The following is a 26,423-nucleotide window of genomic DNA, read 5'->3' as shown; positions in this document are numbered from 1 at the left end:
ATGCTGATCTCCGTGATGCTAGGCCACGTCCGCGCCGCGCTGCCGCTCTTCCCGCACCCGCTTTTGCGTCCGCCTGTTGAGCGCGAGGGACACCAGCATCAGGGCGGCCGCCGCCAACAGGATGACCAGCGAGATGGGTCGCTGCAGCACGATCGCCACATCGCCGGAAGACATGACCATCGTCTGGATGAACGACTCCTCCAGCAGCGGTCCGAGAATAAAACACAGAACCAGCGGCACGACCGGCCAGCGGTAGGTATAAAACAGGTAGCCCAGCCCGCCGAACGCGAAGGCCACCGCCACGTCAAACAGGCTGTTTCGCACGCTGTAAGCCCCGATGGTGCAAAACATCAGGATGACGGGCGCCATGATGCCGTACGGGACCTTCGTCAGTTTGACCCACACCCAGACCAGCGGCAGATTGAGCACCAGCAGCATCGCATTGCCGACGAACATGGACGCGATGACCGTCCAGACAAATGCCGGGTGCTGCTCAAACAGCACGGGACCGGGCGTCAAGCCGTAGATCATGAACCCGGCCAGCAGGATGGCCAGCGGCGGGGAAGAGGGAATGCCCAGGGAAAACAGGGGAATGAATCCGGCGCTGCTGGTGGCGTTGTTGGCCGCTTCCGGCGCGGCCACGCCCTCGATCGCTCCCTTGCCGAACTGTTCCGGATGCTTCGACACCTTTTTCTCCAGATCGTAGGCGAGAAACGAGGTGATCGCGGCGGAACAGCCCGGCAGCAGCCCGAGAAAAAACCCGACCAGCCCCCCTCTGATCGTGGGCGCGGCGCTCTTTTTCCAATCGCTTTTCGACGGGTAGACGTTTCCCGGTGCGCCGATGACGGTGGCGAGCCGCTTTTCCCCGATCCCCTTCAGCACTTCGGCAATGGCAAACAGGCCGATGATGATGCTGATCATGTCAAACCCGCCGTCCAGCAGGGGGATGCCGTAATCAAACCGGGGCATCCCGGAAGACGGCCCCAGTCCCACCAGCGACAGCGTATACCCGAAGGCCCCCATCAAAAACGCCTTGATCAGGGAACCGCCCGACAAGCTGACCATCAGCGTCAGCGCCAGGATCATCAGGGCAAAGTATTCGGGAGGACCAAACTTCAGCGCCTGGTCCGCCAGGATGGGCGCAAAACAGACCAATCCGACAACGCCCAGGATGCCGGCCGCAAAGGAGGCGATGGCCGATATGCCGAGGGCCGGCCCCCCTTTTCCTTTCTTCGCCAGCGGATAGCCGTCCAAACACGTGGGGACCGACGAAATCTCCCCGGGGATGTTCAGGAGGATCGCCGTGGTCGATCCGCCGTACATGGCGCCGTAGTAGATGCCGGCCAGCATGATGATCCCCTGCGTCGGTTCCAGCACGGCGGTGACGGGAAGCAGGATGGAGATGGCCGACGTGGGCCCCAACCCGGGCAGCACACCCACAAAGGTGCCGACCAGTGCGCCGAGTGCGGCCATCAGCAGGTTTTCCGGCGTGATGGCCTGCGCGAAGCCTGCCAACAGAAGGTGTAAGGTGTCCATGATACCGCGTCCCTTTCACAGAAAGAATCCGGTTGGAAACGAAATCTGCAGCCACATGATGAAAACCACGTACAGACATCCTGTCAGGACGGCGGCCAACACGATGGCCGTCCCCCATCCGTACCTTCCGACGACGCGGAAAAGAAACGCCGACACGATCAGCGTCGCCGTCAGGTAGCCGACGATGTCAATCAAGAGGCAGTACGCCCCCAATAGAGCCAGGCAGAGGAGCAGGCTCGTTCGGTGCGGCGACGGCGGTGCCTTGGCCCGCTCCTCATTCCGGAACGAGTGAACCAGCAGGGCCGCCCCCAACAGCACAAACACAAGCCCCAGAATGGCTGGCAGCGTATGATCGCCTACATATCGGGACAGGGAATAGGCCCGCAGCCGATACGCCTCCAGACTGACCAAAACGCCCGCCGCGATGGACAAAACGGCCCCCAGGAAGTCAGGTACGTTGTGCGGAAGTCTCACGTCATCACCTCGCCATGCGGAAGCCCTTCTTGCCGCGCGTCTCTGCACCGCGTGTCAGCGACGCCCGCAAGTCATACCACAGCCTATGGCACAGGTGCCCATTGTGTGCCGGAGCACAACAAAATCCGAGGTGGCCGTACCCCCCGGATTTCTTGCCATCCCGATTCGTTTCCACCAGCGGCATCACGCTGACACGCTCATTCGGCAGCCAGAAACGAGCGCAAATCTTCCAACGCCTCTTCGGCATCCGCTCCCGCCGCGCTGATCACGATGGTTTCCCCTTGTTTCGCCCCAAAAAAACCAAACGTGCTCAACCGGCTTTTCGCATTGATCTGCACATTTTGATGCTCAATCAAGATGTAACTCGCCACGATGTTTCTCATGCGCTCAGGCTCCAGAGCCCGCCGCAAGGTAATCGACAATCGCTTTTTCATATGCATCCCCCACTCTCCCCCAAACAGTCAGTCCAACACCCACAACAGCTCCGGCGCCAGGACAGCCATGAACACCGCGGAAAGCGTCATCCCCAACACGCCCATGGCTCCCTCCGGCTCTCCCCACTGGGCGGCCCGGGCTGCTCCCACCATCGAGGCGGCGGTTCCCATCGCCAACCCTTTCACCAGGTTGTTGGTAATGCCCGCCCAGCGAAGGATCACAGGGCCGATCAGTATCCCCGACAGCCCGGTCATGGTGACAAACAAGGCGGTCAGCTCCGGCAATCCGCCCAGCAGATGAGAAACGGAAACCGCCATCGGGGTGGTAATGGATTTGGGCGCCAGGGAAACGATGGTCGGGTGGCTTAGCTGAAAGAGATAGGCGATCCCGATGACAGAGGCCACGCCGGCACAGGAGCCGACAGAGACGCCTGTCAGGATCGGGCGGAGATGGCGGAGGAACACGTCGGCATGTTTGTAGAGCGGGATGACCATGGCCATCTGGGCCGGCCCCAGCAAAAAGGTGAGGAGATGCGTAGACGTTTGGTACGCGGCATAGTCCGTGCGGGTGGCCGACAAGACCGCGATGATCAGCAGCGGACTCATCAAAATGGGGCTGCTCCACACGCGGCCGACCTTCTGATTCACCCGACACCCGATGACATACGCGCCCACCGTCAGAATCAACAACCACACCATTCCGCTATCCGCCGTCATTTTGCTTCCCTCCCTGTTTGCACAGCATGGCGACCCATGCCGTCGTGATCAGAACGAAAATCGTACTGACGACAATGATCAAAAACAACGCCCACCCCTGCTGTCTCAAGATGCCCCAGTACTTCATGACGCCGACGATCGACGGAACCAGAAACAGCGCCATGTGGCGGTAAAACAAGCCGCTGGAATGTTCGAAGTGCGCCGGTTTCAGGACGCCGGTCACAAGCAGGAGAAAAAACAGCACCATTCCCGTCAGCACCGGAGGCACGGGAAGAGCGAAGAAATCGGTGACGAGGACGGCAATCCCGTACAGCATGCAGAGGACCAGGACTTCAAGCAGCAGTTTCAGGCTCCATCCCCCCCATCATTCCGGTGTTGTATCTCACTATAAAGAAAACAGCCGGAGAAACTCAACAACAATGTCAGTTTATCTAACACAAACTAAGCGGTTACATCTCGATTTTGCACGCATTCTCTCCGTTTATCCCCAAATATCTCCAGATACTCACGATCATACATTCTTTTCTGTTAGCTTTTATTACATGAATGTGACAAAACATTCATCCGGACCCTTTAATGGTAAGTTGACACATCGGATTTATCGGTCTTATAATGATAAAAAAATTTAACTTGCATCTTTGGAGAGGATGGACATGTTTGCAAAAATAGGCTTGGGGCTGCTCTGCGGAATCGTTCTCGGATTTGTCCTGCAGCGGGGACGATTTTGTGTGGTCAGCGCCTATCGCGATGTCATTCTGGTGAAAGACAACCGCATGTTCATCGCCGTCTTGATCGCCATTGCCGTGCAAAGCATCGGCGTTTACGCCCTTGCCGGTCTCGGGCTGATTCAACTGACCGACGTCCCGTTCACCTGGCTCGGCGCCATTGTCGGCGGATTTGTTTTCGGCTGGGGGATCGTGCTCGCCGGCGGGTGCGCGACAGGCACCTGGTACCGCGCGGGCGAAGGGCTGCTGGGTAGCTGGATCGCGCTGTTCGCGTACATGCTGGGAACCGTGGCGACGAAATCGGGCGTCCTGAAACCGGCCCACGATGCCCTGACCCGGCACAAGGGCGGCGATGCGTTCATCTATACGACCCTGGGGATCTCCCCCTGGGTGTTGATTCTCCTGTTTGCCGCTCTGGTCTCCCTGATCGTGTGGCGGCATTTGCGCCAGCCTGCGCTGGTCGTCCCGACGCTGAAGCCGCGAAAATCGGGGCTTGCCCACCTGTTGTTTGAAAAGCGCTGGCACCCGTTTGTCACCGCGCTGCTCGTCGGGATCATCGCGATCGCGGCTTGGCCCATGAGCGAGGCGACCGGACGGATGTTTGGCCTGGGCATCACGACGCCCAGCGGCAATCTGCTGCGCTACATCACGACCGGGGACGCCACCTACCTGGACTGGGCGGTCTTTCTCGTACTCGGCATCGCGCTGGGTTCTTACATCGCGGCCAAAGGGAGCGGCGAATTCCGCTGGCGCCTGCCTGATGTCAAGACGATTCGCCACAATTTCGTCGGCGGTCTGCTGATGGGATTCGGCGCCAGCATCGCCGGCGGCTGCACGATCGGCAACGGCCTGGTCAACACCTCGCTGTTCACCTGGCAGGGGTGGGTCGCCACCTTGTTCATCATCGCGGGCACCTGGTCCGCGACCTACGTCGTCATTATGCGGGGACGGCGAAAAGAAACCGCGGGGGCTGCCCCCGGCCAAACCGCACCCCTGTCCATGTAACCAACGCTGAAAGGAAGAATCCGGATGAAAAAACACTTGCAGGTCATCGGCATGGTTTGTCCCTTCCCGCTGGTGGAGGCGGAACAAGCGATGCGGGAGTTGTCGCCGGGACAAGAGCTGGTTATTGATTTCGACTGCACGCAGGCGACAGAAAGCCTGCCCCGGTGGGCAGTCAAGCATGGGCATCAGGTGGTTTCCTTTGAACAGACGGGCGATGCCCAATGGCAAATTACCATTCGCAAAGGGGCGGCAGGGTGAACCTGCCGCCCCTCTTCTTTTCTCCCTCGCTCCCCGGCCCGCCGGCCAACGCATACTTTTTCCACCGATTACCAAACTAAGGAAAATGACGTGAGAAGGAGGACCTGTACACGTGTCATCAATCCCCCAGAAACAGACGTTACCCCCGCAGCATCAGGATCAACAGCCTGGGATCGAGAGCGAAATGACGCCGCGTCCCGTAACCGTCGCCCCTCATTATAAAGCGAGCGGAAAATTGAAGGGGAAACCTTTCCGCCAACCTGGCCGAGCGGGGCATCCGTGTCAATGGTGTAGCGCCGGGGCCGATCTGGACACCGCTCATACCGTCCACGTTTCGCGCCGATCAGGTCGCTGTTTTCGGAGGCAACACGCCCATGAAGCGGCCCGGTCAGCCGGCGGAAGTGGGACCGGCCTACGTCTTTTTGGCTTCCGACGACGCCTCCTACATCACCGGCCAGTTCATCCATGTGAACGGGGGAGAAATGGTAAACGGCTGACCGGTTTCGGCAGCCGTTTTTTCTTGGTTCGCTCCCCCGGGACCGCCATGAAGCGGAATCAGCCCGCGTCCTTGCCCCGGGCGGGCAGCGTGACGGTAAAGCTGGACCCCACGCCCTCCTCGCTTTCCACGCGAATCCGGCCGCCGTGGGCATCCACAATCCACTTCGCGATGGACAGGCCCAAGCCGGTTCCTTCCATCTCCCGGGAACGCATTTTGTCCCCGCGGTAAAACCGGTCGAAGATGAAGGGCAGGTCCTCCTTGGAAATGCCGATGCCGGTATCGGCCACGACCATCGTAACCCAATGACTGTCCCGTCTGCACGTGACCTTGATCGTCCCTATTTCTTTCGTGTATTTCAAGGCGTTGTCCAGGAGAATCACCAGCAGTTGGTACAGCCGCTCCTCATCTCCCCAGATTTCCAGCGGCTGCTCGATGTCCGCCTGCACGTCAATCTCCTTCAGCTCCGCAAGCTGCTGAAAGGACTGCACCGCTTTCCCCGCCAGCTCATCCAGCCGTACGCGCCGCTTCATAATCTGCAGCTCGTTGGAATCGGAGCGGGCCAGGGTCAGCAAATCGGAGACCAGCTTGTTTAACCGCTTCGTCTCCTGAATGCTCACCCAAATGTTTTCGCTTTCCTGCTCGATCGTATGGTCGGGATTGCGGAACAGCCGTTCGAGGTGAAGGAGAATGACCGACAGCGGCGTGCGCAGCTCATGGGAGGCGTCCGCGATGAATCGCTGCTGCTTCTCCCAGGACAGTTGAATGGGAATCAGCGCCCTTTTCGCGAGGAACAGTCCCGCAAAGACAGCGATCACGATGCTGACCACACCGCCGATCCCCAACACGTACAGGAGGGTGTTCAGCATTTTTTCTTCCGGTTCCAGGTTGACCACCATCTGGATCTGTTTCACTTTCCACACCCGACCGTCCGCGAACACCCGCTTATCGATGGACAAGGTGTAGACGCGATAGGTCTGCCCGTCCACCGTCAAGGTTTCGATGCCGTCCGCCCCTCCTCTCGGCCGGAATGTGAGCAGTTCTTCCGCGTCGATGGAGTCGCCGTATTCCTTGCGAATGAGCTCTCCCCGATCGTCCCAGAGCAGGAAGACCATCCGCCTGTCCACGTCGAGCATCCGCTTTTTCTCGGGCCGAAAAAACGGGAACGGATCGAACAGCAGGCGTTTTCCGATCTGCCGCAATTCTGCATCCACCTGGGCATACAGCCGATACTGCATGGAGACGTACAGCGCGCTCCCCAGGCCGTTCAGCAGCAGGACGAACACGATCACGTTCAGCGTGACCAGGCGGATCCGCGTCTTTCTAAACATGTTCCTTGTTCCCCTTCAGGATGTAGCCGACGTTTCGAATCGTGCGGATATAGTGGTCGCACCCGTGATCGGCCAGTTTTTTGCGCAGGTAATGGACATACAGGTCCACAATGCCGTAGTTGACCTCGGATTCGATCCCCCAGACCCGGTCGAAAATCTGGTCGCGGGACAAAATCTGTTCCCGGTTGTAGAGAAAATACTTGAGCAGATCGTACTCCTTGCTGGTTAACCGCAGCGGATGGGGACCCACATACCCGTCGTGCTCGTACTCCTTCAGACAAATCGGGCCGTAGCTCAGTTCGCCTTCCTTGGCGAACTTGCCGTTTCGCCGCAGCAGCGCTCTCGTTCTCGCCAACAGTTCTTCCACCGCGAACGGTTTGACCAGGTAGTCGTCGGCTCCGGCGTCCAATCCTTCGACCCGGGCTTCCACGCTGTCTTTGGCGGTCAGGAACAAAACCGGCGTCAGATTACCTTTTGACCGCAGCTTTCTGACGATCGACAAGCCGTCCAATCCGGGCATCATGATATCCAGCACCAGCAGGTCGTAAATGCCTCGTTCCGCCAGCAGCAGACCTTCATCTCCCCTGTCGGCACAGTCAACCTGGTACCCTTCTTCCGTGAACACGGCGGAAATCGCCTGAAGCAAATGACGCTCATCCTCTACTGCGAGAATTCGCATACCCATCCCTCTTTCCTGCTCCAATCCCCCTCCCGTCTGCCTCCGGGAGACGCCGGGAGGGAGCGCATTTCCTTTTTCATCTATACTACACCAATTGTGCTTGTGACCGTACTCTCCCATTCTATTAGTAAACCATCCGTTTTTTTGAAACAGATTTGAAAAAGGCAGGTGATCGCTCACCTGCCCTCTTTTCTCCCGTTTCAGAAATTACGGTTCTACCACGGTCTTTTCGGCGTGACCGGCGGGAAAGGTCCGCTCGATCAGCTTTTTCACCACGTTCTCGATCTCTTCTTTTCGCTTGTCCGCCTGCTCCTGCGTCAGCTTGCCTTCTTTCACCGCCGCTGCCAGGCGTTCTTCCTGCTGCTTGGTCAAGAGGCTGACCAGCTCATCCGTGGAAACGCCCTGGGCCTTGGCGATTTCAGCCAGCGACTTGCCGGCTTTCAGCTCGCTTTGCAGCTTTTCTTCATCCAGCTTCAGCAGCGCCAGCAGTTCTTCATTGCTGCCGAAACCCGGGAACTTTACGATGAACTTCCCGAAGCCTTTTCCCGGATGGGTGTCTTCCACAAGATGCTGCACCCGCTCGGAAATGGTCTCCTTCAGCTTGTCAGCCTGCTCCTGCGTCAGCTTGCCTTCTTTCACCGCCGCTGCCAGGTGTTCTTCCTCCTGCTTGGTCAAGAGGCTGACCAGCTCATCCGTAGAAACGCCCTGCGCCTTGGCGATTTCAGCCAGCGACTTGCCGGCTTTCAGCTCGCTTTGCAGCTTTTCTTCATCCAGCTTCAGCAGCGCCAGCAGTTCTTCATTGCTGCCGAATCCCGGGAACTTTACGAAGAACTTCCCAAAGCCTTTTCCCGGATGGGTGTCTTCCACAATGTGCTGCACCCGCTCGGAAATGGTCTCCTTCAGCTTGTCCGCCTGCTCCTGCGTCAGCTTGCCTTCTTTCACCGCCGCTGCCAGGTGTTCTTCCTCCTGCTTGGTCAAGAGGCTGACCAGCTCATCCGTGGAAACGCCCTGGGCCTTGGCGATTTCAGCCAGCGACTTGCCGGCTTTCAGCTCGCTTTGCAGCTTTTCTTCATCCAGCTTCAGCAGCGCCAGCAGTTCTTCATTGCTGCCGAATCCCGGGAACTTTACGAAGAACTTCCCTAAGCCTTTTCCCAGATGGGTGTCTTCCACAATGTGCTGCACCCGCTCGGAAATGGTCTCCTTCAGCTTGTCCGCCTGCTCCTGCGTCAGCTTGCCTTCTTTCACCGCCGCTGCCAGGTGTTCTTCCTCCTGCTTGGTCAAGAGGCTGACCAGCTCATCCGTGGAAACGCCCTGGGCCTTGGCGATTTCAGCCAGCGACTTGCCGGCTTTCAGCTCGCTTTGCAGCTTTTCTTCATCCAGCTTCAGCAGCGCCAGCAGTTCTTCATTGCTGCCGAATCCCGGGAACTTTACGAAGAACTTCCCGAAGCCTTTTCCCAGATGGGTGTCTTCCACAATGTGCTGCACCCGCTCGGAAATGGTCTCCTTCAGCTTGTCAGCCTGCTCCTGCGTCAGCTTGCCTTCTTTCACCGCCGCTGCCAGGTGTTCTTCCTCCTGCTTGGTCAGGAGGCTGACCAGCTCATCCGTGGAAACGCCCTGCTCCTCGGCCACGTCGGCCAGGGACTTGCCGGCTTTCAGTTCGCTTTGCAGTTTCTCTTCATCCAGCTTCAGCAGCGCCAGCAGATCGGCGTTTTCCCAGAGGGACGGCCCTTTCACAATCACTTTTCCTTCTCCGGGTTTCCCCACTTTGAACCAGCCCTGCCGTTCGATCTTGACGCTTTGTTCCGCAGACGGCTGATTGTCGGCCGCGGCGTAGACGCTTCCGATACTGCCGACGCTCAACGCCGTAGCCATTGCTCCCAAGAGCATCCCGATTTTTGCTTTGCTGAACATGCTGCTTCACCCTTTCCATCATTTTGGACTTGTACCTAGGTACAGCTTTAGTGTAGAGTCTCAATTTTTGATTCGCCTTTGAGAACTGTGGAAAACTGTAGGAATGATCGTGGAAGAGTTGTGTGTCGGGGGAACGCATGCAAAAAGAGAACCCGCTGCTTTTCAGCGGGTTCCCTGTCGTAAGTGTCCTCCGGGGTTTCTCCCCCCGGGGTTGTTCATTCAGATCTCTTCTCCGTCCAATTCAATGTCGCCGCTGTCGGCATCGCCGAAGAAGTCGTGCAGTTCATAATCGTCGTCAGAGATGTCAATAATGACCCCATCGATGTCCGCATCCTCGAATTCATCCCAGATATCGCTGCAGATATTTTCCACCAGATCCTCGATGTCGCTGGTAGAGAGATCGTCGTATTCATCCTGGTACTCGTCGAGGTCGACTTCGATCTCCACGTCAATGTCGTCCTCGTCACCGCTCAGGTAAATCGACCATTCCAGATCCTCATAATCCCCGTAGTCGTCGTTCAAGTTATCCTCGAGCTCGTCGATCCGGTCATCGACGTCATCGTCATCGGCGCTCGCCAGTTCGTCCTCCGCATCCTGCAATTTCTTCTCCAGCTCGGCAATCCGGGCATCCTTTTGCGCAATTTCCGCCTGCAGGGAGGCAATCCGCGGGTCCTCCTTGTCCGTGACGCTCACGGTATACGTTTTCCCGTCCCACGCCACGTTCTTGTTAAACACACCGGCCATCATCCGCAGAGGAATGTAGGTCGTGCCGTTGATCAAAAACGGTTCGATGTCGGTGGGAACAAGCTGGCCGTTATACGTCACTTTCACATTGTTGTATTTGACCTGCACGTTCTTGGTCGCGACCGCGGCATCGGAACTGGACGCCAGGACGCCTGCCAGCAGCACGGAGGACAGGACAACGGCCGACGTTTTTTTCCACATGCCAGATCCCTCCCCCTTGGTTTTTTTCAACACCATGTCTCACCCCTTCAGCCATTCCTGATTTTGGTACCGTTCCGGTACAAGCCCAGTGTACCGTTTCTTTTTTTGAATTCTCTTTGAAATCGGACATTCTTTGCGCAGACCATCACCCGCTCAACTGGCGCATTTTTCGCGTCATGCTTTCCACGGTGTGCATGATCCGGGCCAGTCCCCACGACAGGAACACGGTGCCCGCGTAGATCACCAGCAGGTAGAGCAGCGTAAACCCGATGTTGGCGAAAATCCACGACAGGTCCCCCGTCAGCTTGATCAGCGCGAGGTTGCAGCAGATCATGACGGCCGAATGGGACAAATAGATGAACAGCGTGAGCCCTTTCCGGAACCGGACGGGAATGGAATCGGCCCAGCGCTCCAGGACCATCAGCAGCACGATCAGGGAAACAAACGCAACCAACACGAATCGCAGGTGAACCGCCACATAGATGGTGTCGGACAGGACAAACAGGACCGTGCTCACGACGGACAGCAGCGTACAGGCGAGCAGCAGCCCCCGATGCTTTCGCAGGAATTGCATCGTCTCATGCCGGTACCAATACAGCAGATTGCCCAGGTAAAAGGTGAAGATCCAGGCGGGAAAGAAATGGCGCGTCGTCAACCCCAGCCATCCGTGATGAAGGTAGTGAATGTACACGAATTGGAGCGCCATGAACAGCCAGATCAGGACCGTGATGTTTTGTTTGGTGATGATGTTTCGAAACAGGTAGGCAAAGACGTAGTACTGGCACAGCATGAACAGAAAGTAGAGCTGGTCGCCCGTCTTTCCCAGCAGAATATGGACAAACGCTTCTTTCGTATGCGGCCATTCGGCAAAGAGCAAATAGTGGTAAACCACTCCGGCGCACAGGAAGGGCACGACGATATACAGCAGCTTCCCGGAAAAGTACTGCCGCGCTGTGGGCTGTTTGGTCTCAAAGGTATGGGCCGTAAAAAACCCGCTGATCATGGCCAGCAGAACGGTGCCGTACCGACTCAACTGATTCAGGGCCGTGACCCAGAAAGCACTGTCGTACTGAAGCACCAAAGCCGTGTAATGCCCCGAAGACACGAGAAAGGACGACAACAACTGCGTAAGGAAAAGCGATTTGAACAATCGCGACTCTCTTCCCATCTCCACGCTCCTTTGTATAGGGATTGCCGGTCGTGTCCCAAGCTGCCCGAGCCCTCTGCTTTTGGAAAACGGTGTTAGTATAAACTAACAAATTTTGATTCAGATTTGAAAACGGCTATCGCTGCCCGGTCTGCTCTCTGGACCAGGCAGCGATAGCCGTTTTCCCTTGTTGTGACCTTTTCACGCGCCGTACAACAGACAGCCGGCACGGATACCAGGATACCGAAACGGAATGACCCGCGCCAGTCATCGACGCGGGTGGAGATGTGTGCCGGAAGCCAATTGGCTTACGCGGTTTTCTTCAGCTTTTTGGCCGCCCAGTTGCCGAGCGATTGGATTGCCTGCACCAGGCAGATCAGAATGATGACCGTCATGATCATCACTTCGATATCCCACTGCTGATAGCCGTAGCGCAGCGCCAAATCACCCAGACCGCCCGCGCCGACCGCTCCCGCCATCGCCGTCGCCCCGATCAGGCCGATGGTCGCGATGGTCAGACACAAGACAATGCCCGGTCTGGCTTCGCGAATCATGATGCGGAAAATGATTTGCGAGCGGGAAGCGCCCATTGCCTGATACGCCTCAATCACGCCCCGGTCCACTTCGAGCAGCGCCGTTTCCATCAGGCGGGCGATATACGGCGTGGTATACACGATAAGCGGCACGATCGCGCCCTCGACCCCGATGGAGGTGCCGACGACAAACTCTGTGAACGGGATGATCGCCACCATCAAAATGATGAAGGGAAGCGAGCGAATCACGTTGATGATGACGTTGAGACTGTGATAGACCCACTTGTTGGGGGCAAGGTGATCCGGACGGGTAATGACCAGCAGCACCCCCAGCGGAATGCCCAGCAGCGTGGAGATGAACAAGGAGATCCCGACCATGATCACCGTTTCTTCAAAAGATTGATAAAACAGCGGCAGCAGTTCCACCAGTCGATCCATTATCTCCCCACCTCCTCTTGCGATACGACATCCACCCGGTACACGGACTCGCGCAGATAAGCGATTCCCTCCTGCACCGCTTTTTCTTCACCGGAAATATGCAGCAGCAGGATGCCGAGCGCGGTTCCTTTTATCGAGCTGATCGACCCGTACAGCAGGTTTGTCCTGACCGGATAGCGGGAGGCAAGCGTTCCCAGAACGGGATCGAGGGCCGCATCCCCGCGGAACGCGACGCGCAGGATGTACGCGCTGGGACCGGCGTTCTTGATTTTGGCCAGCATCTCTTTCGGGACCTGGTCATCAAAGACCGTCTTGATAAAGTTGCGCGTCGTCGGCTGCTGCGGATTGCTGAAGACATCCAATACCGTTCCCTGCTCGATGATGACCCCGTTTTCCATAATGGCCACGCGGTCGCAGATTTTTTTGATCACCTGCATCTCGTGGGTGATCAGCACAATCGTCAGGTTAAACTTTTGGTTGATGTCCAAAAGCAGGTCAAGAATCGACTCCGTGGTTTGCGGGTCAAGCGCCGAGGTCGCCTCGTCGCACAGCAGGATTTCCGGATCCATGGCAAGCGCCCGGGCTATCCCCACCCGCTGTTTCTGCCCGCCCGACAATTGGGAGGGGTAGGCGCTCGCTTTGTCTTCCAACCCTACCAGGCGCAGCAGTTCCTCCACTTTTTTTCGAATCTGCTCTTTCGGCACCCGATTCATCCTGAGAATTTCGGCGACGTTGTCAAAAACGTTGTACGACGACAGCAGGTTAAAGTGCTGAAAAATGACGCCGATCTTTTTGCGGGCGTGGCGCAGTTCCTTCTCGGACAGCTTCAGCAAGTCCTGCCCGTTGACCACGACCGATCCGCTTGTCGGCTTTTCCAGCAGGTTGATTGTTCGGAGCAGGGTGCTTTTCCCTGCTCCGCTGAACCCGATCACGCCGAAAATTTCGCCTTTGTTGACGTGGAGCGTTACGCCTTTCAGTGCTTCCACCTGTTTGCTGCCAACCTTGTACGTCTTGTGAATATTCGTTAGCTGTATCATCTGCCCAAGCTCCTCCCTGTTGGGACGTTTCCCTCCTTACCAAGAAGGGAGCACCGATCCGGAAAACTCTTCCTCGATGAACTTCTTGACTTCCTCCGAGCGGTAGATCTTGACCAGTTTTTGATAGACAGGGTTGTCCTTGTCCTTCTCGTTTACGGCGAGAATGTTGACGTACGGGGAGTCCGGCCCTTCGGCAAAAATCGCGTCTTTTTTCGGGTTGTACCCCGCTTCCATCGCAAAGTTGGTGTTGATGCTTGCCGCGTCCAGGCTTTTCAGCGTCCGGGCGAGCAGTGCCGCCTCCAGTTCCTTAAAGACCAGCTTTTTCGGGTTTTCGATGATGTCCTGCGGCGTTGCTTTGTTGCCGACACCGTCTTTCAGCTTGATCAATCCCGCGGCCTGATAGAGCTGCAGGGCGCGCGCCCGGTTGGTCGGGTCGTTTTGGATGCCGACCGTGCCGCCTTCCGGGATGTCCTCCACCTTCTTGTACTTGGTGGAGTAAATCCCCATCGGGAAGGTGACGGTTTTGCCAATTTCGACAATATGAGTTTTGTGATCTTCGTTAAATTTCTCTAAAAACGGAATGGTTTGAAAGCTGTTTACGTCAATGTTTCCTTTATCCAGCGCCTGATTGGGAAGAACGTAGTCGTTGAACACGACGACTTCGATGTCCAATCCTTCTTTTTTGGCCACTTCCTTTACCTTGTTGAGGATTTGTTCGTGCGGGCCGGCGGTGACGCCCACTTTGATCGTGGTTTTCTCCCCAGCCGGTGCGGCCGAATTGTCCGACTTGTTTCCTCCGCAGGCGGAAAGCAGCGTGGCGATCACAAGCAGCATGATCAACAAGAAACGCGTTTTTTTCATGATGGTCTTCTCTCCTTTTCTCCGATGAAACGATGTATGAATGCATGATTGGGAAAACAACGGCGTCGATGTGAACGCATCCTCTCCTTTCAATAAAAAAACCTCTTACAAAGAAGAGGTAAGGGCAGCAAGCCCCTGCTGCGTAAATACCTCTCTTATCTTTCGGAATCGAACCTAGCGGAATCGATCCGTTGGATTTGGCACCACAAATGTTCGTTTAGGTTGCCGAGGCTTCACAGGGCCAGTCCCTCCACCTCTCTTCATAAGAGATCATCCTATCCAGTTGTAAGTGCAATTCCGATTTGATTAGTTGGATTATAACGTGTCCGCAGGTGTCTGTCAATGACTTTATCGTTTATTGTCGCTATGTATTGAAAATTGTCAAAACGGATCGAATCGGGTCGCAAAACGAACGAAAGAGGCGGAAAGCCGCCTCTCCTTGGTCTCCCGAGCGAGTCGCCGCAGCAATCCACGAACAGTCCTTGGCCGAATCGTTACGGTTGAAAGATCTTGTACTCCTGCATTTTGCGATAGAGCGTATTGCGGCTGATCTGAAGCATTCGGGCTGCCTTGCTGATATTCCAGCGGGCCAATCGAAGCGACTGCTCGATCGCCTCTTTTTCCAAAACCGGTAAGGAAGGAACCTTTTGTTGATGTTCCTCCTCCCGTTCTTCCGTTTCAAACTGAAGATGTTCGGGACCGATCGGATTCCCTTCCGCCAAGAAGACCGCCTGGTTTAACACGCTGTACAGCTCCCGTACGTTTCCGGGCCACGAATAGGCACGCAGCTTTGTCTGTGCTTCCGCGGAAAGTGTGATCGCAGCAGAGCCGCTCATCGTCCGGAGAAGATGTTCCGCCAGCTCAACCACATCGCTCCGCTTGCGAAGAGGCGGCAGGGTTATCTGAATTCCTTTCAATCGGTAGTAGAGGTCGGCCCGGAATCGATTCGCCTTGATCTCTTCCCGCAGGTCCTTGTTTGTTGCCGCGATGATGCGGACATCGACCGGTTTGCTTTTCACACTGCCCACCGGGGTAACCACTTTCTCCTGCAGGACGCGGAGCAGCGCCGCCTGGGCACGGAGGGACATGTCGCCGATCTCGTCCAAAAACAGCGTTCCCTGATGCGCCGCTTCGATTTTCCCGATATTCCCCTCGGCTTTCGCTCCCGTGAAGGCACCTCCCTCGTATCCGAACAGTTCGCTTTCGATGATCGTTTCCGGAATGGCGCTGCAGTTGACGGCAATAAACGGATGCCGCGCTCGCAAACTGGCGGAATGAATGGATTGGGCAAACAGTTCTTTGCCCGTTCCCGTTTCGCCCAAGAGAAGAACCGACAGATCCGTTTCCGCCACTTTTTGTGCCAACGCCTTGGCGCTCTGCAGACTGGGACAAGAGCCCGTAATCCGGTCGAATTTATGCAGCGGCTGTCTGGCCGCATCCTTCGTGAGCACCGCCACAGACCGCCAGATCTTGCGCGTATGGTCCACGATGGATTCGATTACGAACCCCTTTTTCTCTCGGAATTCCTTGCCCACGCAATCCTTTCCCAGTATGCGCCGTGCCGCTTGATTCGCACGAATGATGCGGTTGTCGCCGTCGAGGGTCAGAAGCGGGGTATGAAGCCGATTGGACGTGTGTTCCAGTTCCTTCAGGGTGATGAGGTGTTCGTGCTTGACCTCTTCCAGCAGAAGGCGGTTTTGCACGGATTCCGCAATGAACTGCACAAGGGAGGAAAGAAAGGGATGGAATTGGTCCCTCGTCGCACTGATGTTGATCGCCCCTGCCAGCTCACCGGCGGGCGTAAACAGGGGGGACGCGGCGCACGTGAGAAACCGGTTCTGAACAAAGAAGTGCTGTTCGCCGTGAATACGCACGGACATTTTCTCCTCCAGGGCGACTCCCATCGCGTTTGTCCCCTTCTTTTTCTCATGCCAATTCGCCCCTACGCGCAGGTGCAGATTTTTGGCCTGGCTGTCAAAGTCGGGATCGCTTCGTGTATGGAGCACGACTCCCTGGCGATCGACCAGCAGCGCGATTTGGCCGCTTTTCCTGAGAGAGGGGGTCAACTTCTCGAACACGGCGGCCACGTGGCAAAGCAAAGCGTGATTCTCCTGCAGCAATTCGTGTACCTGCCGGTCGGGAAGCAGTTCATCCTCGAGGGCATCCATCGGTGTGAATCCAAACGAATAGCATCGATTCCACGAACGCTGTATCATTTGCTGCTCTTCCAGAGGCGTAAGAGATGACAACAGGATCACCTCCAAACAAGCAATGGAATGGTGCACACCCAGTATATCACAAAATATTTGAATATTTGCTCAATATTTGCGCAGTTTGTTGTTTCAAAGTGGAGCAGTTCACCATCCCCCTCTGCGAAAGCGCTGTCACGATCGGCGATCTGGGTCTGGCATGCCTTTTGCTTTACATGTCCTGCGCAATCCCATTCATGATAAAAGGAGGAATTGGCATGGCAAGCAACCGGGGAGTCGTCTACATGGGACCAGGCAAGGTAGAGGTGCAGGACATTTCTTTTCCGGATTTGGTACTGCGGGACGGGCCGGGGGTGAATCCGCTGAACGTCGGCCGCAAATGTGACCACGGCGTGATCCTGAAGGTGGTGACGACAAACATTTGCGGAAGCGACCAACACATGGTGCGCGGCCGCACCACGGCGCCCCCCGGACTCGTCCTGGGCCACGAAATTACGGGAGAGGTGATCGAGGTCGGACGCGATGTGGAATTCATCAAAAAAGGCGACCTCGTTTCCGTGCCGTTCAACATTGCCTGCGGACGTTGCCGGAACTGCAAGGAACAAAACACCCATGTCTGCCTGAACGTGAACCCGGATCGTCCCGGATCTGCCTACGGGTATGTCGACATGGGCGGCTGGGTAGGCGGTCAATCGGAATACGTCATGGTTCCCTATGCAGACTTTCAACTGCTGGCATTCCCCGACAAGGATCAGGCGATGGAAAAAATCCTCGATCTGACCATGCTGTCGGATATTTTCCCGACAGGGTACCACGGTGCCGTCAGTGCCGGCGTGCGTCCCGGCTCTACCGTCTACGTCGCCGGAGCAGGGCCGGTTGGGCTTGCCGCTGCCCATTCCGCCCAACTGTTGGGCGCATCCGTCGTCATTGTCGGCGACTTGAATCCCGCCCGTCTGGAACAGGCGAGAAGCTTTGGATGCGAAACCATCAACCTGAGTGAACATGACAACCTGGGAGAACAAATTGAACACATTCTGGGCGTTCCCGAAGTGGATTGCGCGATCGACTGCGTGGGGTTTGAAGCCCACGGTCACGGTCGCGACCATTCCGAGGCACCCGCCACCGTGCTCAACTCCATTATGGAAATTACCAGGGCCGCAGGCCGACTCGGCATCCCGGGGCTGTACGTGACAGGTGATCCTGGCGCCGTGGACGAGGAGGCCAAGGTCGGGACATTGAAAATTCGCATCGGCCTGGGCTGGGCAAAAGCCCATACCTTTGTCACCGGACAGACGCCGGTCATGAGATACCACCGCGAGTTGATGATGGCCATCCTCCATGGCAAGGCGCAGATCGCCAAAGCGGTCAATGCCACCAAAATTTCGCTGGACGAAGCACCGAAAGCCTACAGCGACTTTGATAAAGGGGCGGCGAGAAAATACGTGATTGATCCCCATGGCTTGGTCAAGTAACGCCCTCCGCATGCGTGAGGCTGTACCCGGCGGGGATTCCATCGGTTGCAGGAATGGTGCGAAGGAAAGGTGGTGTGACCATGGAGCATCCACCTGCTTTATGGAGGCGGAGTCTCGCTGAGTTTGTCGGTACGGCCCTGCTGGTGCTCATCGGCCCGGGCAGTGCCGCCTTTCACGGAATCCTGTCGGCAAAGGCGAATCACCCCGCCACGTTGGCTGATATCGGCGTCATCAGCCTGGCTTTTGCCATCATCGTCACCGCGATGATCTACACCTTTGGAAACGTATCCGGGTGCCACATCAATCCGGCGGTGACCATCGGATTGGCGGCGGCGGGACGCTTTTCCTGGAGGGACGTCCCCGCCTACGTGACGGCACAGTGTGCGGGAGGAATCGCGGGCGCCCTATTGATCCTGGCCGTGCTGGGCACGGACGGAGCCGTCATCGGAAATCTCGGCGCCACCGTCCTTTCGCCGACCACCGGATACGTTCAGGGCATTGCCATCGAAGCGCTGGAAACCTTTATTCTGATGCTTGTCATTATGGGAGTGGCCATCGATTCGCGGGCGCCCCACGGATTCGCGGGACTGGTCATCGGCCTGACGGTTGGCGGCATCATCATGATGACGGCCGGACCGACGGGTTCCTCCTTCAATCCGGCCCGAACCTTCGGCCCCTACGTGGTGGACAGTTTGGCAGGCGGAACCGTGGACTGGAGCCATTTTCCCGTCTATGTGATCGGTCCCCTGCTCGGCGCCGTCCTGGCCGCCTTCACCTATGAGGCGATTTCTGCGCCTGCGCGTGTCTCCGCTACCGGGCGAACCACAGATACAGGCAGGTAACAGGTGAGCAGAAAAAGTCTCTGGCTTCCCCCATTGGTTATCAAAGAAGAAGGGCTGTCTCGTCGCAGACAGCCCTTTTTCCATGCCTCCATCCTACGCGAAGGGCTGCTTTTTCCGCGGGCCGCGCAGACGTAAGGGATTGACTTCCAGCACCCTATTTCGGAGCCCGGAACCGCAGGCGGAGGACAGCAGCAAGATCAACCTGCGTATGCCAACATCACTGCACCGGCCGTTTGCAGTTGAGGCGGAATGGAAAGGCCACAGAAAAGGGAGGCAGTCTGCGTCCTGCAGCACCAGAACCCATAAGCAATCAGACAATTTTTCCCCTTTACAACCAAAGCCAAACATAAGGATGATTGGTCTAATAAGTGTCAGGGAGTGGAAACAGAATGGGTGCTGTTACCTTAGTAAAAAACGTGCATGAAAGGAGGGAAACGGAATGGATGCTGTTACCTTAGTAAAAAAAGCGCAGCAGGGCGATGAAACGGCTTACCTTGCATTGTTTCAACAATACGAAGAAATGATGTACAGGATCGCTTTTGTCTATGTGAAAAATCAAGAAGATGCCCTCGATATTGTTCAAGAGGCGGCTTATCGCTCCTTCAAGTCAATCAAGACATTACGGGAACCAAGATACTTTAAAACATGGGTAACGAAAATTACCATGAGCTGTTCGATCAACTTGCTTCAGAAACGAAGGAAAGTCGTTCCATTGAAGCCGGAACAATTGGATTTTTTTCATTCAATGGATGAGGATCTTCCTCTTTCCATCACATTAAAAGATGTGCTTGAAAAATTAGATGTGAATGAAAAAAGTGTAGTCTTGCTGAGGTTTTATCAAGACTACACGTTGAAGGATATCGCTCAGATGTTAGAACTCCCCTTGGGTACAACCAAAACCATTTTGTATAGAGCCTTGGAAAAACTTCGTGGAATTTTAAGGGAGGAGGAGAGTTCATGAAAAGAAGCACCTTGAAAGAGGAAATGGAAAAAATCGAGATTCCGCCAGATCTTCATCACAGAAGTAAAATGGGTATCCAACAAGCGAAATTAGAAGAGCGACATAGCGAGAGGATCATTAGGAAGAAACGCGTATGGGGCGGAATCGTTTCGGCTGCCGTTTTGGTGTCTGCCATTATTGCTTTGAACGATTCCAGTCTGGCTTCATCTGTACGTGGATATTTCAGGGATATCGTCAACTGGAAGAACGAGGTGGTAGACACACAATATTCCCAAGCTACGGATGAAATTAAGGTCGAGGCGAATTCAGCCACTGTACAATCTGAAACGATTATTGTGCCAGTAACGGTTACCCTACAAGACATTACGAAACCGCCTTTCAGTACGATAGAGGTTCTTACTTTCGGCGATTTCGAGGTTGTGGGAAGTTCAGGAGAGTCTTTGACCAACAACCAAATTACCGTCCAGGCCGCATCAGACAACCGTTATGAATTTGATATAAAAGATCGTGACAAACTTCTTTCCGAAGTAAAAAGTCCGAAAGCGAATGAAAGAGTGTTTCAGGCAAACCTTCTCCTTGATGCTGGCTTCTTCAATAACAATGAGCGTTTTACGTTGAAGATCCGTTCATTCTTCGGACAGAAAAAAGCTGACTCGCCTTTAAAAATTGAAGGGGATTGGAAGGTTGCTGTTTCTGTGAAGCGTTCCTAACTGCTGCTTCTGTCCTATGTTTCAAAACAATTCATGTCCCATTGGGGTCTTACCCTCTCAAGTAAACAGACTCTGGGCTCGGGATTGAACCGGGCTCAGGTTGTCCTCATGGAAAATCCCCTCCAAGGTAACAGGAAGGGAGCTTGTCCTTTACTGTCTACATAGAAGGGGTTTATTGAGATGGGGATGTTTTTGACAATCCCTAAATGAAGCTAATCAAGGCCGTCGTTAGGCCGGGTGATAATGATCGTTCGGGTGTGATGTGTCCTAACGTCAGGCCCCGTCCAGGTGTCAAACAGGCCGGCAAAGGCAAACGGTTCTCCGTTCCGCATGGTAATTCTTATCAGCACCTATAGACTATGATATACCAATTTGGTCATTCGACTCTTTGGATACAAAATATCTTTTTGTGCATATTGGTCACCAACCTTTAATACTGTAAAAAAACAAAAAATTCTGCTATAATACCAAATGCCAAATTCTACTTTTTTTGATTGTAGTGGATAAAATGAGTAGAGTTAGCAGAGAAGATCATATTGAGAAAAGATACCAACAACGGTTAGAACGAGAACGATTAGAACGGGTACAAAACTTACCTCAAATCAATACTACTTCTACGAAGAACGCGAAACAAGAAACAGTAGGTAAAACCGGACAAGACACTGTACAAATAAGTAAGGAAGCTCAAGAAGCATACAAAAAATCTACATCCGCGACACCTTCTGTTCAAATACGAGCTGTAATAGAAGGTCCGGGTGCTGGAGGAAGCGTTTCATCGTCAAAAACCTCTCAAACATCTCAACAAACAGTTTCTGGTAAGAAAACTAAGGAAGATAATAATAGTAAGGACAAAATTACTGGCAGTGTGATAAGAGTAATCGCTTCTTCAGCAGGGGGTGCAATTACTGGAGCTTACGCTCAACACAAAGATTGTCAGAATAGAATGAAAGTTGCTGAAGCAGCAAGAAAAATAAACGGACCAACTGGTGCTCCACGAGTTAGTCCACCTGATTATGTTAAAGGAGCTATAACCGGAGCCGGTGCAGCAGCACTTGCTGGTATTGGAACTGAAATCGCTAAGTCAGTATATAATCATTATGATAACATTGCAAAGACAAAAGGAATCAATGAAGCAGTTGCAAAGGCAGTAGAGAATCGTGTAATTGCTCCGTTTGAACCCTATGCTTCGATGCCAACCCCTGAAGAGATTAGAAAGTCTAAGGGAGATTCAAAGGAGAGCATTAAGGACCGAGTTGAAAAAGGGATAAAAGAAAGTATTGAAAAAATCAAGGATTTCTTTAAGTGGTAATCTTATGTTTTTTACATGATTGAATACTTGAGGAGAAATTTTCCATGGACAACTTTGTACACAATTTTTATTTAGGGTTACAAGGAGTCTTTATTGTATATATTCTCTTTTCCCTATATTTCTCTATAATTAAAAAAGAGGGATTACGTGCCTTCTTTGACTGGAAGTTAATAAGTATTAACTTAGCGGTAGCCGTAATAATTGCTGCTATTTCAACTTTGGTTATATAAGACTACGGGGGGATGATCCCCCTTTTTCTTTTCCCATGCTTCCAGCAACTTGATGTCGTCCGGGTGTGATCGATCCCATTCGATGTACTCTTCCCGGGCCAATGCGGCCAGCACCTCCAACACGCCGCTGCGACTGCGGCCGGTTTTCACGCACAACTCATCCACAGTCGGCGTGCGCCGGCGCCCAACTGAGAAATTGGCAATGATGCGCAGAACTTTCCGTTCAATATCCTGCAGCATGACGTTTCACCACTGGAGCTACGGCAAGGATGTTGTCAACGGAGAATACACGGAACGCCCTACGTGCAAAGCAGTAGGCTTTCACCCGGCCGCTGCTGATCTCATGTATCCGGACTGTTCGCTTCGACGTTCGGCCGTGGCGATCCAAATAGATGATCTCGACAAGCTGACCGCTGCTCATTTAGCGTTTTAAGTTCCCGAGCATATTCGTTCCCCTCTGCAATACGAACACGAGGCGAACATGTAAAAATAAAGACACCTGGAGAGGGAGTTGACTCATAAAAAAACTCCGACCATCTAAAGATGATCGGAGAAGTAGTACGTGAATGATGTTATTATAATTACTGACAATAGGAATTTCCTTAGATTATTGATGGTAAGTGAGTAAAGAATATCCTCAATTGGTGCTTGAATGAAAAAAAAGGAGACAGTCTCCTGCAAAATTTGACTGCCTCAATTCATTACCCCAAGAACATTTCGTAGAGGACTTACCTCTTCACCCTGTTTATCGGATGGAGAGGATTATGCATTCATGCATAAATTATGGAAATTGGTCTGACCACCTGCCGCCACATGACGAAGTGCTCGCTACGGTCGCTCTTCTAGCCCATTATGGTGATGCCGGCGCGCCGCAGCTCCTTGGCGGCTTCTCTCTCCTTGGTGAACGCTGCTTTGCCGAGTAGACGAAGATACGCCCCATACACGATCAGAAAGGTATCTGACGACACCACAAAGGGAAGGTCGTCCTGCACGTACTTTACGGCCTGACGATCTCAAACAACGTATGCAAGAAGAAAACGAACGAGAAGAGACCATTCGTCAACAACTGCAGGTTGAGACCTTATTTGAGAAACAGCAACCAAAACTCTCCCCCAATGAGGTCATAGAAGTAGCCAAAAGTCTGAAAGAGAACTGGTCCTTTCTTGAGCCGGATCACAAAAAAATGATCATGCAAACCCTCTTCTCGCCATAGACGTCACTGGAGAGGCAGTTGGAGGTCCAGGTCGAAGAGCCCCAGCTGAGATTATTTCACTGAAAACGAACTGAAGAGGCGGATTTCCGCCTCTTCTTCATTCCAGTTAATCCCAAGCGAAACGTTGTTCGCGCCACGGGTCGCCGTACATGTGATACCCGTTCTTCTCCCAGAACCCCTGCTTGTCTTTTTCCAAAAACTCGACGCCGCGCACCCACTTGGCGCTCTTCCAGAAGTACAGGTGCGGGATGACGAAGCGGAGCGGCCAGCCGTGTTCCGGGGTGAGATCCTGTCCGTTGTGCTTGAAGGCAAACAGGTTGCCCGGCTTGAGGAAGTCGTCCAGCGGCATGTTGGCCGTCCAGCCGAATTCGGCGTGCAGCATCACGTATTTGGCCTCCGGCTTCACCTTGACCAGCTTCACGATTTCTTCCACGGGAATGCCTTCCCAGACGTTGTCCAGCTTGCTCCAGCCGGTGACGCAGTGAATGTCGTTGGTCACCTGCGCTTTGGGCAGGGCCATGATCTGCTCGTAGGTAAGCGTCACTTCCTGCTCCACCAGGCCGAAAATGCGAAAGCTCCACTGGGTCGCCAAATCGGTGTACTCCGGCACATCGCCGTAGTGCAGGACGGGAAAGCCGGTCGTCACTTTCTGATTGGGAGGCACGCGGTCATGCCTGGTTTCCAGGGTTTTGTTGGTAAACATGGGGCTTCACTCCTTTGTCCGACAGGCGTGATCGATTCCCGGGCGCAAACGCCGTCCCGCGTAGTATGTGCGGAGAGCGGCCAGCCATACGGGAACGACTCGTTGTGAGGTATACCACCTTCTTACCATATCCCGCAGGTCGCTGCAAGAAAAACACCCCCGCCAATGTGCGGGGGGGCGTCCCTCGCGAATGCGGGACAACAACCCGCACGAAGTCCGCTGCCGGACGGCGGCGTCCGCCGGTCTATTTTTTCCCTACGCGCAGGAGGGCGTGATCCACCTTGATGCACAGGTCCATGATGACCTCGATGCCGTGCTGTTTCGCCAGCGCGGCCGCCTCTTCGCTGACGATCCCCTGCTGCAGCCAGAGGGCCTTGGGTTTCAGTTTGACCGCTTCCTCGGCGACCGGCGGCACGTCCTCGCTGCGGCGAAACACGTTGACAATGTCAACCGGCTCGTCGATCTCGCTCAGGGAAGCGACCGCCCTTTCGCCCAGCACCGTCTCGCCGGCAATCGTCGGGTTGACCGGAATGATGCGGTAGCCCGCGTTTTGCATGGCGGCGGCGACCATGTAGCTGGTGCGCTCCGGCTTGTTGGAAAGGCCGACCACCGCGATGGTTTTCGCCTCCTCCAGCAGTTGGCGGCGGCGTTCGTCACTCGGATTGTGGAACATGGCTTGACAACTCCTTTACGCATTGGATTGGCTGCGGTTCAGCACAAACTGGGCGAGCGTGCGGACCATGACGCCGGTTCCGCCCGCCGGCTGCATGTCGCCCGCGCTGCCGGTGTACGCCGTGCCGGCAATGTCCAGGTGGACCCACGGGGTATCACCCGCGAACTCCCGCAAAAAGGCTCCGCCGATGATGCAGTGGCCGTAACGGCCGCCCGAGTTTTTCAGATCGGCATAGCGGCTTTTGTTCAACTCGCGATACTCCTCAAACATCGGCAGCTGCCAGAGGCGTTCCCCGGCCTGCTCGGCCGCGGACAGCAGTTCGCCGACGAGCGCCTCGTCGTTGGTCATCGCGCCGGAGCAGTAGTGGCCCAGGGCGACGACGATCCCGCCGGTCAGGGTGGCGGCGTCCACCAGGCAGGAGACGCCCTGTTCCTTGGCGTAGGTGATGCAGTCGGCCAGGACCATCCGTCCCTCGGCGTCGGTCGTGATGATTTCCACCGTCTTGCCGCTCATCGTGGTAATCACGTCCCCCGGCTTGTAGGCCGTTCCCGACGGCATGTTTTCCACGCAGCCGATGACCGCGAGCACGTTCGCCCGGGGCTTGAGCTGGCCCAGCGCTTCCAACGCCCCGATCACGGCCGCCGCTCCGCCCATGTCGGACTTCATGTCTTCCATGCCGGCAACCGACTTGATGGAAATGCCGCCGGTATCAAAGGTGACGCCTTTGCCGATCAGGCCGATCACGTCCTCCCAGGTCTCTGTTCCCTGGTATTTCACCGCGACGACGTACGGCTCTTCCGCGCTGCCCCTGGCGACGGCCAGCACGCCGCCCATGCCCATTTCCTCCAGTTTATCTTTTGTCAGCACCTCGTACGCCATACCGTAGCGTTCGGCCACGGCCACCGCCGCGTCTTTCAGGGCGCGCGGCGTCAGGTAATTGCCCGGTTCGTTGACCAGCGTCCGCGCCAGGTTGGTTCCCTGCGCCAGCGCTTCGCCGCGCATCACGCCCAGCATGGCGCTGGCCGCTTCCTCGTCGCTGCCGACGAGAAGCTGCACCGTCCCCAGCGGCTCCGTCTCCCGCTTCGGCTTTTGCCGATAGCCTTCGTAGTGATACGCCGCCAGGCAAAACGCCTCCGTCACCGCCTGCGCGAAGCGGCCGGTCGACAGCTTCCGCCCGCCGCGCAGATCCACGGCCACGGTTTTGCCGCTGCCTTTGCCTCCCACCGTCTTGGCGGCCCGCCCCCAGGCGGCGCGGATGGAGACGAAGTCGGCCTTCTCCCGGTCACCCATGCCGATGACGATCAGCTTTTTGGCCACAAGCCGGCCCATCGTGTGGACGACGGCCACCGCCTTGGCCTCCCCGCTGATTTCCTTGTCCCGCTGCAGCGCGGCCAGCCCGCCTGCAAACCGTTGATCCAGCTCCGGATACACCTGCGCCAGCTCCTCCTCTTTCCACAGCGGGATCACCAGCTCATCGCACGGAACGGTCCACCATTCGCTCCGTTTTTCTACCGTGACGTTCATATACCCTTCCTTCTTTCTCTGTGATAGGATAAAACTACGGGCACATGCA

Annotated in this window: 28 protein-coding genes, 1 pseudogene and 1 riboswitch; of the genes and pseudogenes, 9 read left to right on the top strand and 20 right to left on the bottom strand. The window is 55.4% G+C overall.

What is annotated here, in order from left to right; genetic code table 11:
* Nucleotides 1-18: 18 nt before the first annotated feature.
* From M516_RS0106705 to M516_RS0106685, 5 genes are all read right to left on the bottom strand, one after another.
* Nucleotides 19-1,536 (bottom strand): tripartite tricarboxylate transporter permease, encoded by a 1,518-nt coding sequence (locus M516_RS0106705; protein WP_029098440.1) that lies wholly within the window; start codon nt 1,534-1,536, stop codon nt 19-21.
* Between the two features lie 15 nt (nt 1,537-1,551).
* Entirely contained in the window at nt 1,552-2,010 is a 459-nt protein-coding gene (locus tag M516_RS0106700) for a tripartite tricarboxylate transporter TctB family protein (RefSeq protein ID WP_029098439.1), read from the bottom strand.
* A 197-nt stretch (nt 2,011-2,207) separates the two neighbouring features.
* On the bottom strand, nt 2,208-2,444 hold the full coding sequence (locus tag M516_RS0106695; protein ID WP_193746947.1) for an HPr family phosphocarrier protein: 237 nt from the start codon (nt 2,442-2,444) through the stop codon (nt 2,208-2,210).
* 27 nt (nt 2,445-2,471) lie between these two features.
* A complete protein-coding gene (locus M516_RS0106690; RefSeq protein WP_029098437.1) occupies nt 2,472-3,161 on the bottom strand; it encodes an LrgB family protein in 690 nt (229 codons plus the stop codon).
* Nucleotides 3,148-3,477, bottom strand: coding sequence for a CidA/LrgA family protein (locus M516_RS0106685; protein ID WP_029098436.1), 330 nt, complete (start codon nt 3,475-3,477; stop codon nt 3,148-3,150). The genes M516_RS0106690 and M516_RS0106685 overlap by 14 nt, the downstream gene beginning before the upstream one ends.
* 337 nt (nt 3,478-3,814) lie before the next feature.
* Here M516_RS0106685 and M516_RS0106680 point away from each other — a divergent pair, with 337 nt between their 5' ends.
* The 3 genes and pseudogenes from M516_RS0106680 to M516_RS24630 all read left to right on the top strand — a co-directional run.
* On the top strand, nt 3,815-4,891 hold the full coding sequence (locus M516_RS0106680; protein ID WP_029098435.1) for a YeeE/YedE family protein: 1,077 nt from the start codon (nt 3,815-3,817) through the stop codon (nt 4,889-4,891).
* A gap of 24 nt (nt 4,892-4,915) precedes the next feature.
* Nucleotides 4,916-5,149, top strand: a complete 234-nt coding sequence (locus M516_RS0106675; protein WP_029098434.1) for a sulfurtransferase TusA family protein — start codon at nt 4,916-4,918, stop codon at nt 5,147-5,149.
* A gap of 245 nt (nt 5,150-5,394) precedes the next feature.
* A pseudogene (locus M516_RS24630) lies at nt 5,395-5,646 on the top strand (SDR family oxidoreductase); the annotation flags it as partial.
* 58 nt (nt 5,647-5,704) lie between these two features.
* Here the strand turns inward: M516_RS24630 and M516_RS0106665 are convergent.
* The 9 genes from M516_RS0106665 to M516_RS0106625 all read right to left on the bottom strand — a co-directional run bounded on the left by M516_RS0106665 (nt 5,705) and on the right by M516_RS0106625 (nt 16,695).
* A complete protein-coding gene (locus M516_RS0106665; protein ID WP_029098433.1) occupies nt 5,705-6,976 on the bottom strand; it encodes a sensor histidine kinase in 1,272 nt (423 codons plus the stop codon).
* Nucleotides 6,969-7,655, bottom strand: coding sequence for a response regulator transcription factor (locus tag M516_RS0106660; RefSeq protein WP_029098432.1), 687 nt, complete (start codon nt 7,653-7,655; stop codon nt 6,969-6,971). Before M516_RS0106660 ends, M516_RS0106665 begins: the two co-directional genes overlap by 8 nt.
* A gap of 207 nt (nt 7,656-7,862) precedes the next feature.
* Nucleotides 7,863-9,566, bottom strand: coding sequence for a hypothetical protein (locus M516_RS25475; protein ID WP_051188119.1), 1,704 nt, complete (start codon nt 9,564-9,566; stop codon nt 7,863-7,865).
* Nucleotides 9,567-9,785: 219 nt separating this feature from the next.
* Nucleotides 9,786-10,511, bottom strand: a complete 726-nt coding sequence (locus M516_RS0106650) for a stalk domain-containing protein (RefSeq protein ID WP_029098431.1) — start codon at nt 10,509-10,511, stop codon at nt 9,786-9,788.
* A 145-nt stretch (nt 10,512-10,656) separates the two neighbouring features.
* Nucleotides 10,657-11,679 (bottom strand): acyltransferase family protein, encoded by a 1,023-nt coding sequence (locus tag M516_RS0106645; RefSeq protein ID WP_029098430.1) that lies wholly within the window; start codon nt 11,677-11,679, stop codon nt 10,657-10,659.
* 287 nt (nt 11,680-11,966) lie between these two features.
* Entirely contained in the window at nt 11,967-12,629 is a 663-nt protein-coding gene (locus tag M516_RS0106640; protein ID WP_029098429.1) for a methionine ABC transporter permease, read from the bottom strand.
* Nucleotides 12,629-13,666: a methionine ABC transporter ATP-binding protein gene (locus tag M516_RS0106635; protein WP_029098428.1), complete on the bottom strand. Its 1,038-nt coding sequence runs from the start codon at nt 13,664-13,666 to the stop codon at nt 12,629-12,631. Before M516_RS0106635 ends, M516_RS0106640 begins: the two co-directional genes overlap by 1 nt.
* 36 nt (nt 13,667-13,702) lie before the next feature.
* Nucleotides 13,703-14,527, bottom strand: a complete 825-nt coding sequence (locus tag M516_RS0106630) for a MetQ/NlpA family ABC transporter substrate-binding protein (protein ID WP_029098427.1) — start codon at nt 14,525-14,527, stop codon at nt 13,703-13,705.
* A 152-nt stretch (nt 14,528-14,679) separates the two neighbouring features.
* A riboswitch (SAM riboswitch) is annotated at nt 14,680-14,796 on the bottom strand.
* Between the two features lie 225 nt (nt 14,797-15,021).
* Nucleotides 15,022-16,695 (bottom strand): sigma-54-dependent Fis family transcriptional regulator, encoded by a 1,674-nt coding sequence (locus M516_RS0106625; RefSeq protein ID WP_238550922.1) that lies wholly within the window; start codon nt 16,693-16,695, stop codon nt 15,022-15,024.
* Nucleotides 16,696-16,994: 299 nt separating this feature from the next.
* Between M516_RS0106625 and fdhA the strand changes: the two genes are divergently transcribed.
* The 6 genes from fdhA (at nt 16,995) to M516_RS0106600 (ending at nt 22,261) form a co-directional block, all read left to right on the top strand.
* Nucleotides 16,995-18,209, top strand: a complete 1,215-nt coding sequence (fdhA, locus tag M516_RS0106620; RefSeq protein WP_029098425.1) for a formaldehyde dehydrogenase, glutathione-independent — start codon at nt 16,995-16,997, stop codon at nt 18,207-18,209.
* An 80-nt stretch (nt 18,210-18,289) separates the two neighbouring features.
* Nucleotides 18,290-19,051, top strand: coding sequence for an MIP/aquaporin family protein (locus tag M516_RS0106615; protein ID WP_029098424.1), 762 nt, complete (start codon nt 18,290-18,292; stop codon nt 19,049-19,051).
* 439 nt (nt 19,052-19,490) lie between these two features.
* Nucleotides 19,491-20,012: a sigma-70 family RNA polymerase sigma factor gene (locus M516_RS0106610; protein WP_029098423.1), complete on the top strand. Its 522-nt coding sequence runs from the start codon at nt 19,491-19,493 to the stop codon at nt 20,010-20,012.
* Nucleotides 20,009-20,722, top strand: a complete 714-nt coding sequence (locus M516_RS0106605) for a hypothetical protein (protein ID WP_029098422.1) — start codon at nt 20,009-20,011, stop codon at nt 20,720-20,722. Before M516_RS0106610 ends, M516_RS0106605 begins: the two co-directional genes overlap by 4 nt.
* A 508-nt stretch (nt 20,723-21,230) precedes the next feature.
* On the top strand, nt 21,231-22,031 hold the full coding sequence (locus M516_RS25140) for a hypothetical protein (protein ID WP_193746946.1): 801 nt from the start codon (nt 21,231-21,233) through the stop codon (nt 22,029-22,031).
* 44 nt (nt 22,032-22,075) lie between these two features.
* Nucleotides 22,076-22,261 (top strand): hypothetical protein, encoded by a 186-nt coding sequence (locus M516_RS0106600; protein WP_029098421.1) that lies wholly within the window; start codon nt 22,076-22,078, stop codon nt 22,259-22,261.
* Here M516_RS0106600 and M516_RS22890 read toward each other — a convergent pair.
* The 6 genes from M516_RS22890 to M516_RS0106570 all read right to left on the bottom strand — a co-directional run bounded on the left by M516_RS22890 (nt 22,244) and on the right by M516_RS0106570 (nt 26,374).
* Nucleotides 22,244-22,501, bottom strand: coding sequence for a LexA family transcriptional regulator (locus tag M516_RS22890; protein WP_035289028.1), 258 nt, complete (start codon nt 22,499-22,501; stop codon nt 22,244-22,246). The genes M516_RS0106600 and M516_RS22890 overlap by 18 nt on opposite strands.
* The gene (locus M516_RS26385) at nt 22,485-22,682 is read right to left on the bottom strand and encodes a WYL domain-containing protein (protein WP_143863887.1); all 198 of its coding nucleotides are present in this window, start codon (nt 22,680-22,682) and stop codon (nt 22,485-22,487) included. The genes M516_RS22890 and M516_RS26385 overlap by 17 nt, the downstream gene beginning before the upstream one ends.
* A gap of 421 nt (nt 22,683-23,103) precedes the next feature.
* Complete coding sequence (locus tag M516_RS26125; protein WP_274518665.1) at nt 23,104-23,232, bottom strand: hypothetical protein; 129 nt, start codon at nt 23,230-23,232, stop codon at nt 23,104-23,106.
* A 348-nt stretch (nt 23,233-23,580) separates the two neighbouring features.
* Nucleotides 23,581-24,177 (bottom strand): sulfite oxidase-like oxidoreductase, encoded by a 597-nt coding sequence (locus M516_RS0106580; RefSeq protein WP_029098419.1) that lies wholly within the window; start codon nt 24,175-24,177, stop codon nt 23,581-23,583.
* 244 nt (nt 24,178-24,421) lie between these two features.
* Nucleotides 24,422-24,850 (bottom strand): CoA-binding protein, encoded by a 429-nt coding sequence (locus tag M516_RS0106575; protein ID WP_029098418.1) that lies wholly within the window; start codon nt 24,848-24,850, stop codon nt 24,422-24,424.
* Between the two features lie 15 nt (nt 24,851-24,865).
* Nucleotides 24,866-26,374 (bottom strand): leucyl aminopeptidase, encoded by a 1,509-nt coding sequence (locus M516_RS0106570; protein ID WP_029098417.1) that lies wholly within the window; start codon nt 26,372-26,374, stop codon nt 24,866-24,868.
* Nucleotides 26,375-26,423: the final 49 nt, after the last annotated feature.

It is taken from the genome of Brevibacillus thermoruber 423, assembly GCF_000454065.1.
Lineage (GTDB): Bacteria > Bacillota > Bacilli > Brevibacillales > Brevibacillaceae > Brevibacillus > Brevibacillus thermoruber.
This window is presented reverse-complemented; position numbering and strand designations above follow the sequence as displayed.

What these genes read in the sequence shown, in the direction of transcription:
- M516_RS0106705 (WP_029098440.1), bottom strand. Translation starts at nt 1,536, where the DNA reads ATGGACACCTTACACCTTCTGTTGGCAGGCTTCGCGCAGGCCATCACG.
- M516_RS0106695 (WP_193746947.1), bottom strand. Translation starts at nt 2,444, where the DNA reads ATGAAAAAGCGATTGTCGATTACCTTGCGGCGGGCTCTGGAGCCTGAG.
- M516_RS0106690 (WP_029098437.1), bottom strand. Translation starts at nt 3,161, where the DNA reads ATGACGGCGGATAGCGGAATGGTGTGGTTGTTGATTCTGACGGTGGGC.
- M516_RS0106685 (WP_029098436.1), bottom strand. Translation starts at nt 3,477, where the DNA reads ATGCTGTACGGGATTGCCGTCCTCGTCACCGATTTCTTCGCTCTTCCC.
- M516_RS0106680 (WP_029098435.1), top strand. Translation starts at nt 3,815, where the DNA reads ATGTTTGCAAAAATAGGCTTGGGGCTGCTCTGCGGAATCGTTCTCGGA.
- M516_RS0106675 (WP_029098434.1), top strand. Translation starts at nt 4,916, where the DNA reads ATGAAAAAACACTTGCAGGTCATCGGCATGGTTTGTCCCTTCCCGCTG.
- M516_RS0106665 (WP_029098433.1), bottom strand. Translation starts at nt 6,976, where the DNA reads ATGTTTAGAAAGACGCGGATCCGCCTGGTCACGCTGAACGTGATCGTG.
- M516_RS0106660 (WP_029098432.1), bottom strand. Translation starts at nt 7,655, where the DNA reads ATGCGAATTCTCGCAGTAGAGGATGAGCGTCATTTGCTTCAGGCGATT.
- M516_RS25475 (WP_051188119.1), bottom strand. Translation starts at nt 9,566, where the DNA reads ATGTTCAGCAAAGCAAAAATCGGGATGCTCTTGGGAGCAATGGCTACG.
- M516_RS0106650 (WP_029098431.1), bottom strand. Translation starts at nt 10,511, where the DNA reads ATGTGGAAAAAAACGTCGGCCGTTGTCCTGTCCTCCGTGCTGCTGGCA.
- M516_RS0106645 (WP_029098430.1), bottom strand. Translation starts at nt 11,679, where the DNA reads ATGGGAAGAGAGTCGCGATTGTTCAAATCGCTTTTCCTTACGCAGTTG.
- M516_RS0106640 (WP_029098429.1), bottom strand. Translation starts at nt 12,629, where the DNA reads ATGGATCGACTGGTGGAACTGCTGCCGCTGTTTTATCAATCTTTTGAA.
- M516_RS0106635 (WP_029098428.1), bottom strand. Translation starts at nt 13,666, where the DNA reads ATGATACAGCTAACGAATATTCACAAGACGTACAAGGTTGGCAGCAAA.
- M516_RS0106630 (WP_029098427.1), bottom strand. Translation starts at nt 14,527, where the DNA reads ATGAAAAAAACGCGTTTCTTGTTGATCATGCTGCTTGTGATCGCCACG.
- M516_RS0106625 (WP_238550922.1), bottom strand. Translation starts at nt 16,695, where the DNA reads ATGGATGCCCTCGAGGATGAACTGCTTCCCGACCGGCAGGTACACGAA.
- fdhA (WP_029098425.1), top strand. Translation starts at nt 16,995, where the DNA reads ATGGCAAGCAACCGGGGAGTCGTCTACATGGGACCAGGCAAGGTAGAG.
- M516_RS0106615 (WP_029098424.1), top strand. Translation starts at nt 18,290, where the DNA reads ATGGAGCATCCACCTGCTTTATGGAGGCGGAGTCTCGCTGAGTTTGTC.
- M516_RS0106610 (WP_029098423.1), top strand. Translation starts at nt 19,491, where the DNA reads ATGGATGCTGTTACCTTAGTAAAAAAAGCGCAGCAGGGCGATGAAACG.
- M516_RS0106605 (WP_029098422.1), top strand. Translation starts at nt 20,009, where the DNA reads ATGAAAAGAAGCACCTTGAAAGAGGAAATGGAAAAAATCGAGATTCCG.
- M516_RS25140 (WP_193746946.1), top strand. Translation starts at nt 21,231, where the DNA reads ATGAGTAGAGTTAGCAGAGAAGATCATATTGAGAAAAGATACCAACAA.
- M516_RS0106600 (WP_029098421.1), top strand. Translation starts at nt 22,076, where the DNA reads ATGGACAACTTTGTACACAATTTTTATTTAGGGTTACAAGGAGTCTTT.
- M516_RS22890 (WP_035289028.1), bottom strand. Translation starts at nt 22,501, where the DNA reads ATGCTGCAGGATATTGAACGGAAAGTTCTGCGCATCATTGCCAATTTC.
- M516_RS26385 (WP_143863887.1), bottom strand. Translation starts at nt 22,682, where the DNA reads ATGAGCAGCGGTCAGCTTGTCGAGATCATCTATTTGGATCGCCACGGC.
- M516_RS0106580 (WP_029098419.1), bottom strand. Translation starts at nt 24,177, where the DNA reads ATGTTTACCAACAAAACCCTGGAAACCAGGCATGACCGCGTGCCTCCC.
- M516_RS0106575 (WP_029098418.1), bottom strand. Translation starts at nt 24,850, where the DNA reads ATGTTCCACAATCCGAGTGACGAACGCCGCCGCCAACTGCTGGAGGAG.
- M516_RS0106570 (WP_029098417.1), bottom strand. Translation starts at nt 26,374, where the DNA reads ATGAACGTCACGGTAGAAAAACGGAGCGAATGGTGGACCGTTCCGTGC.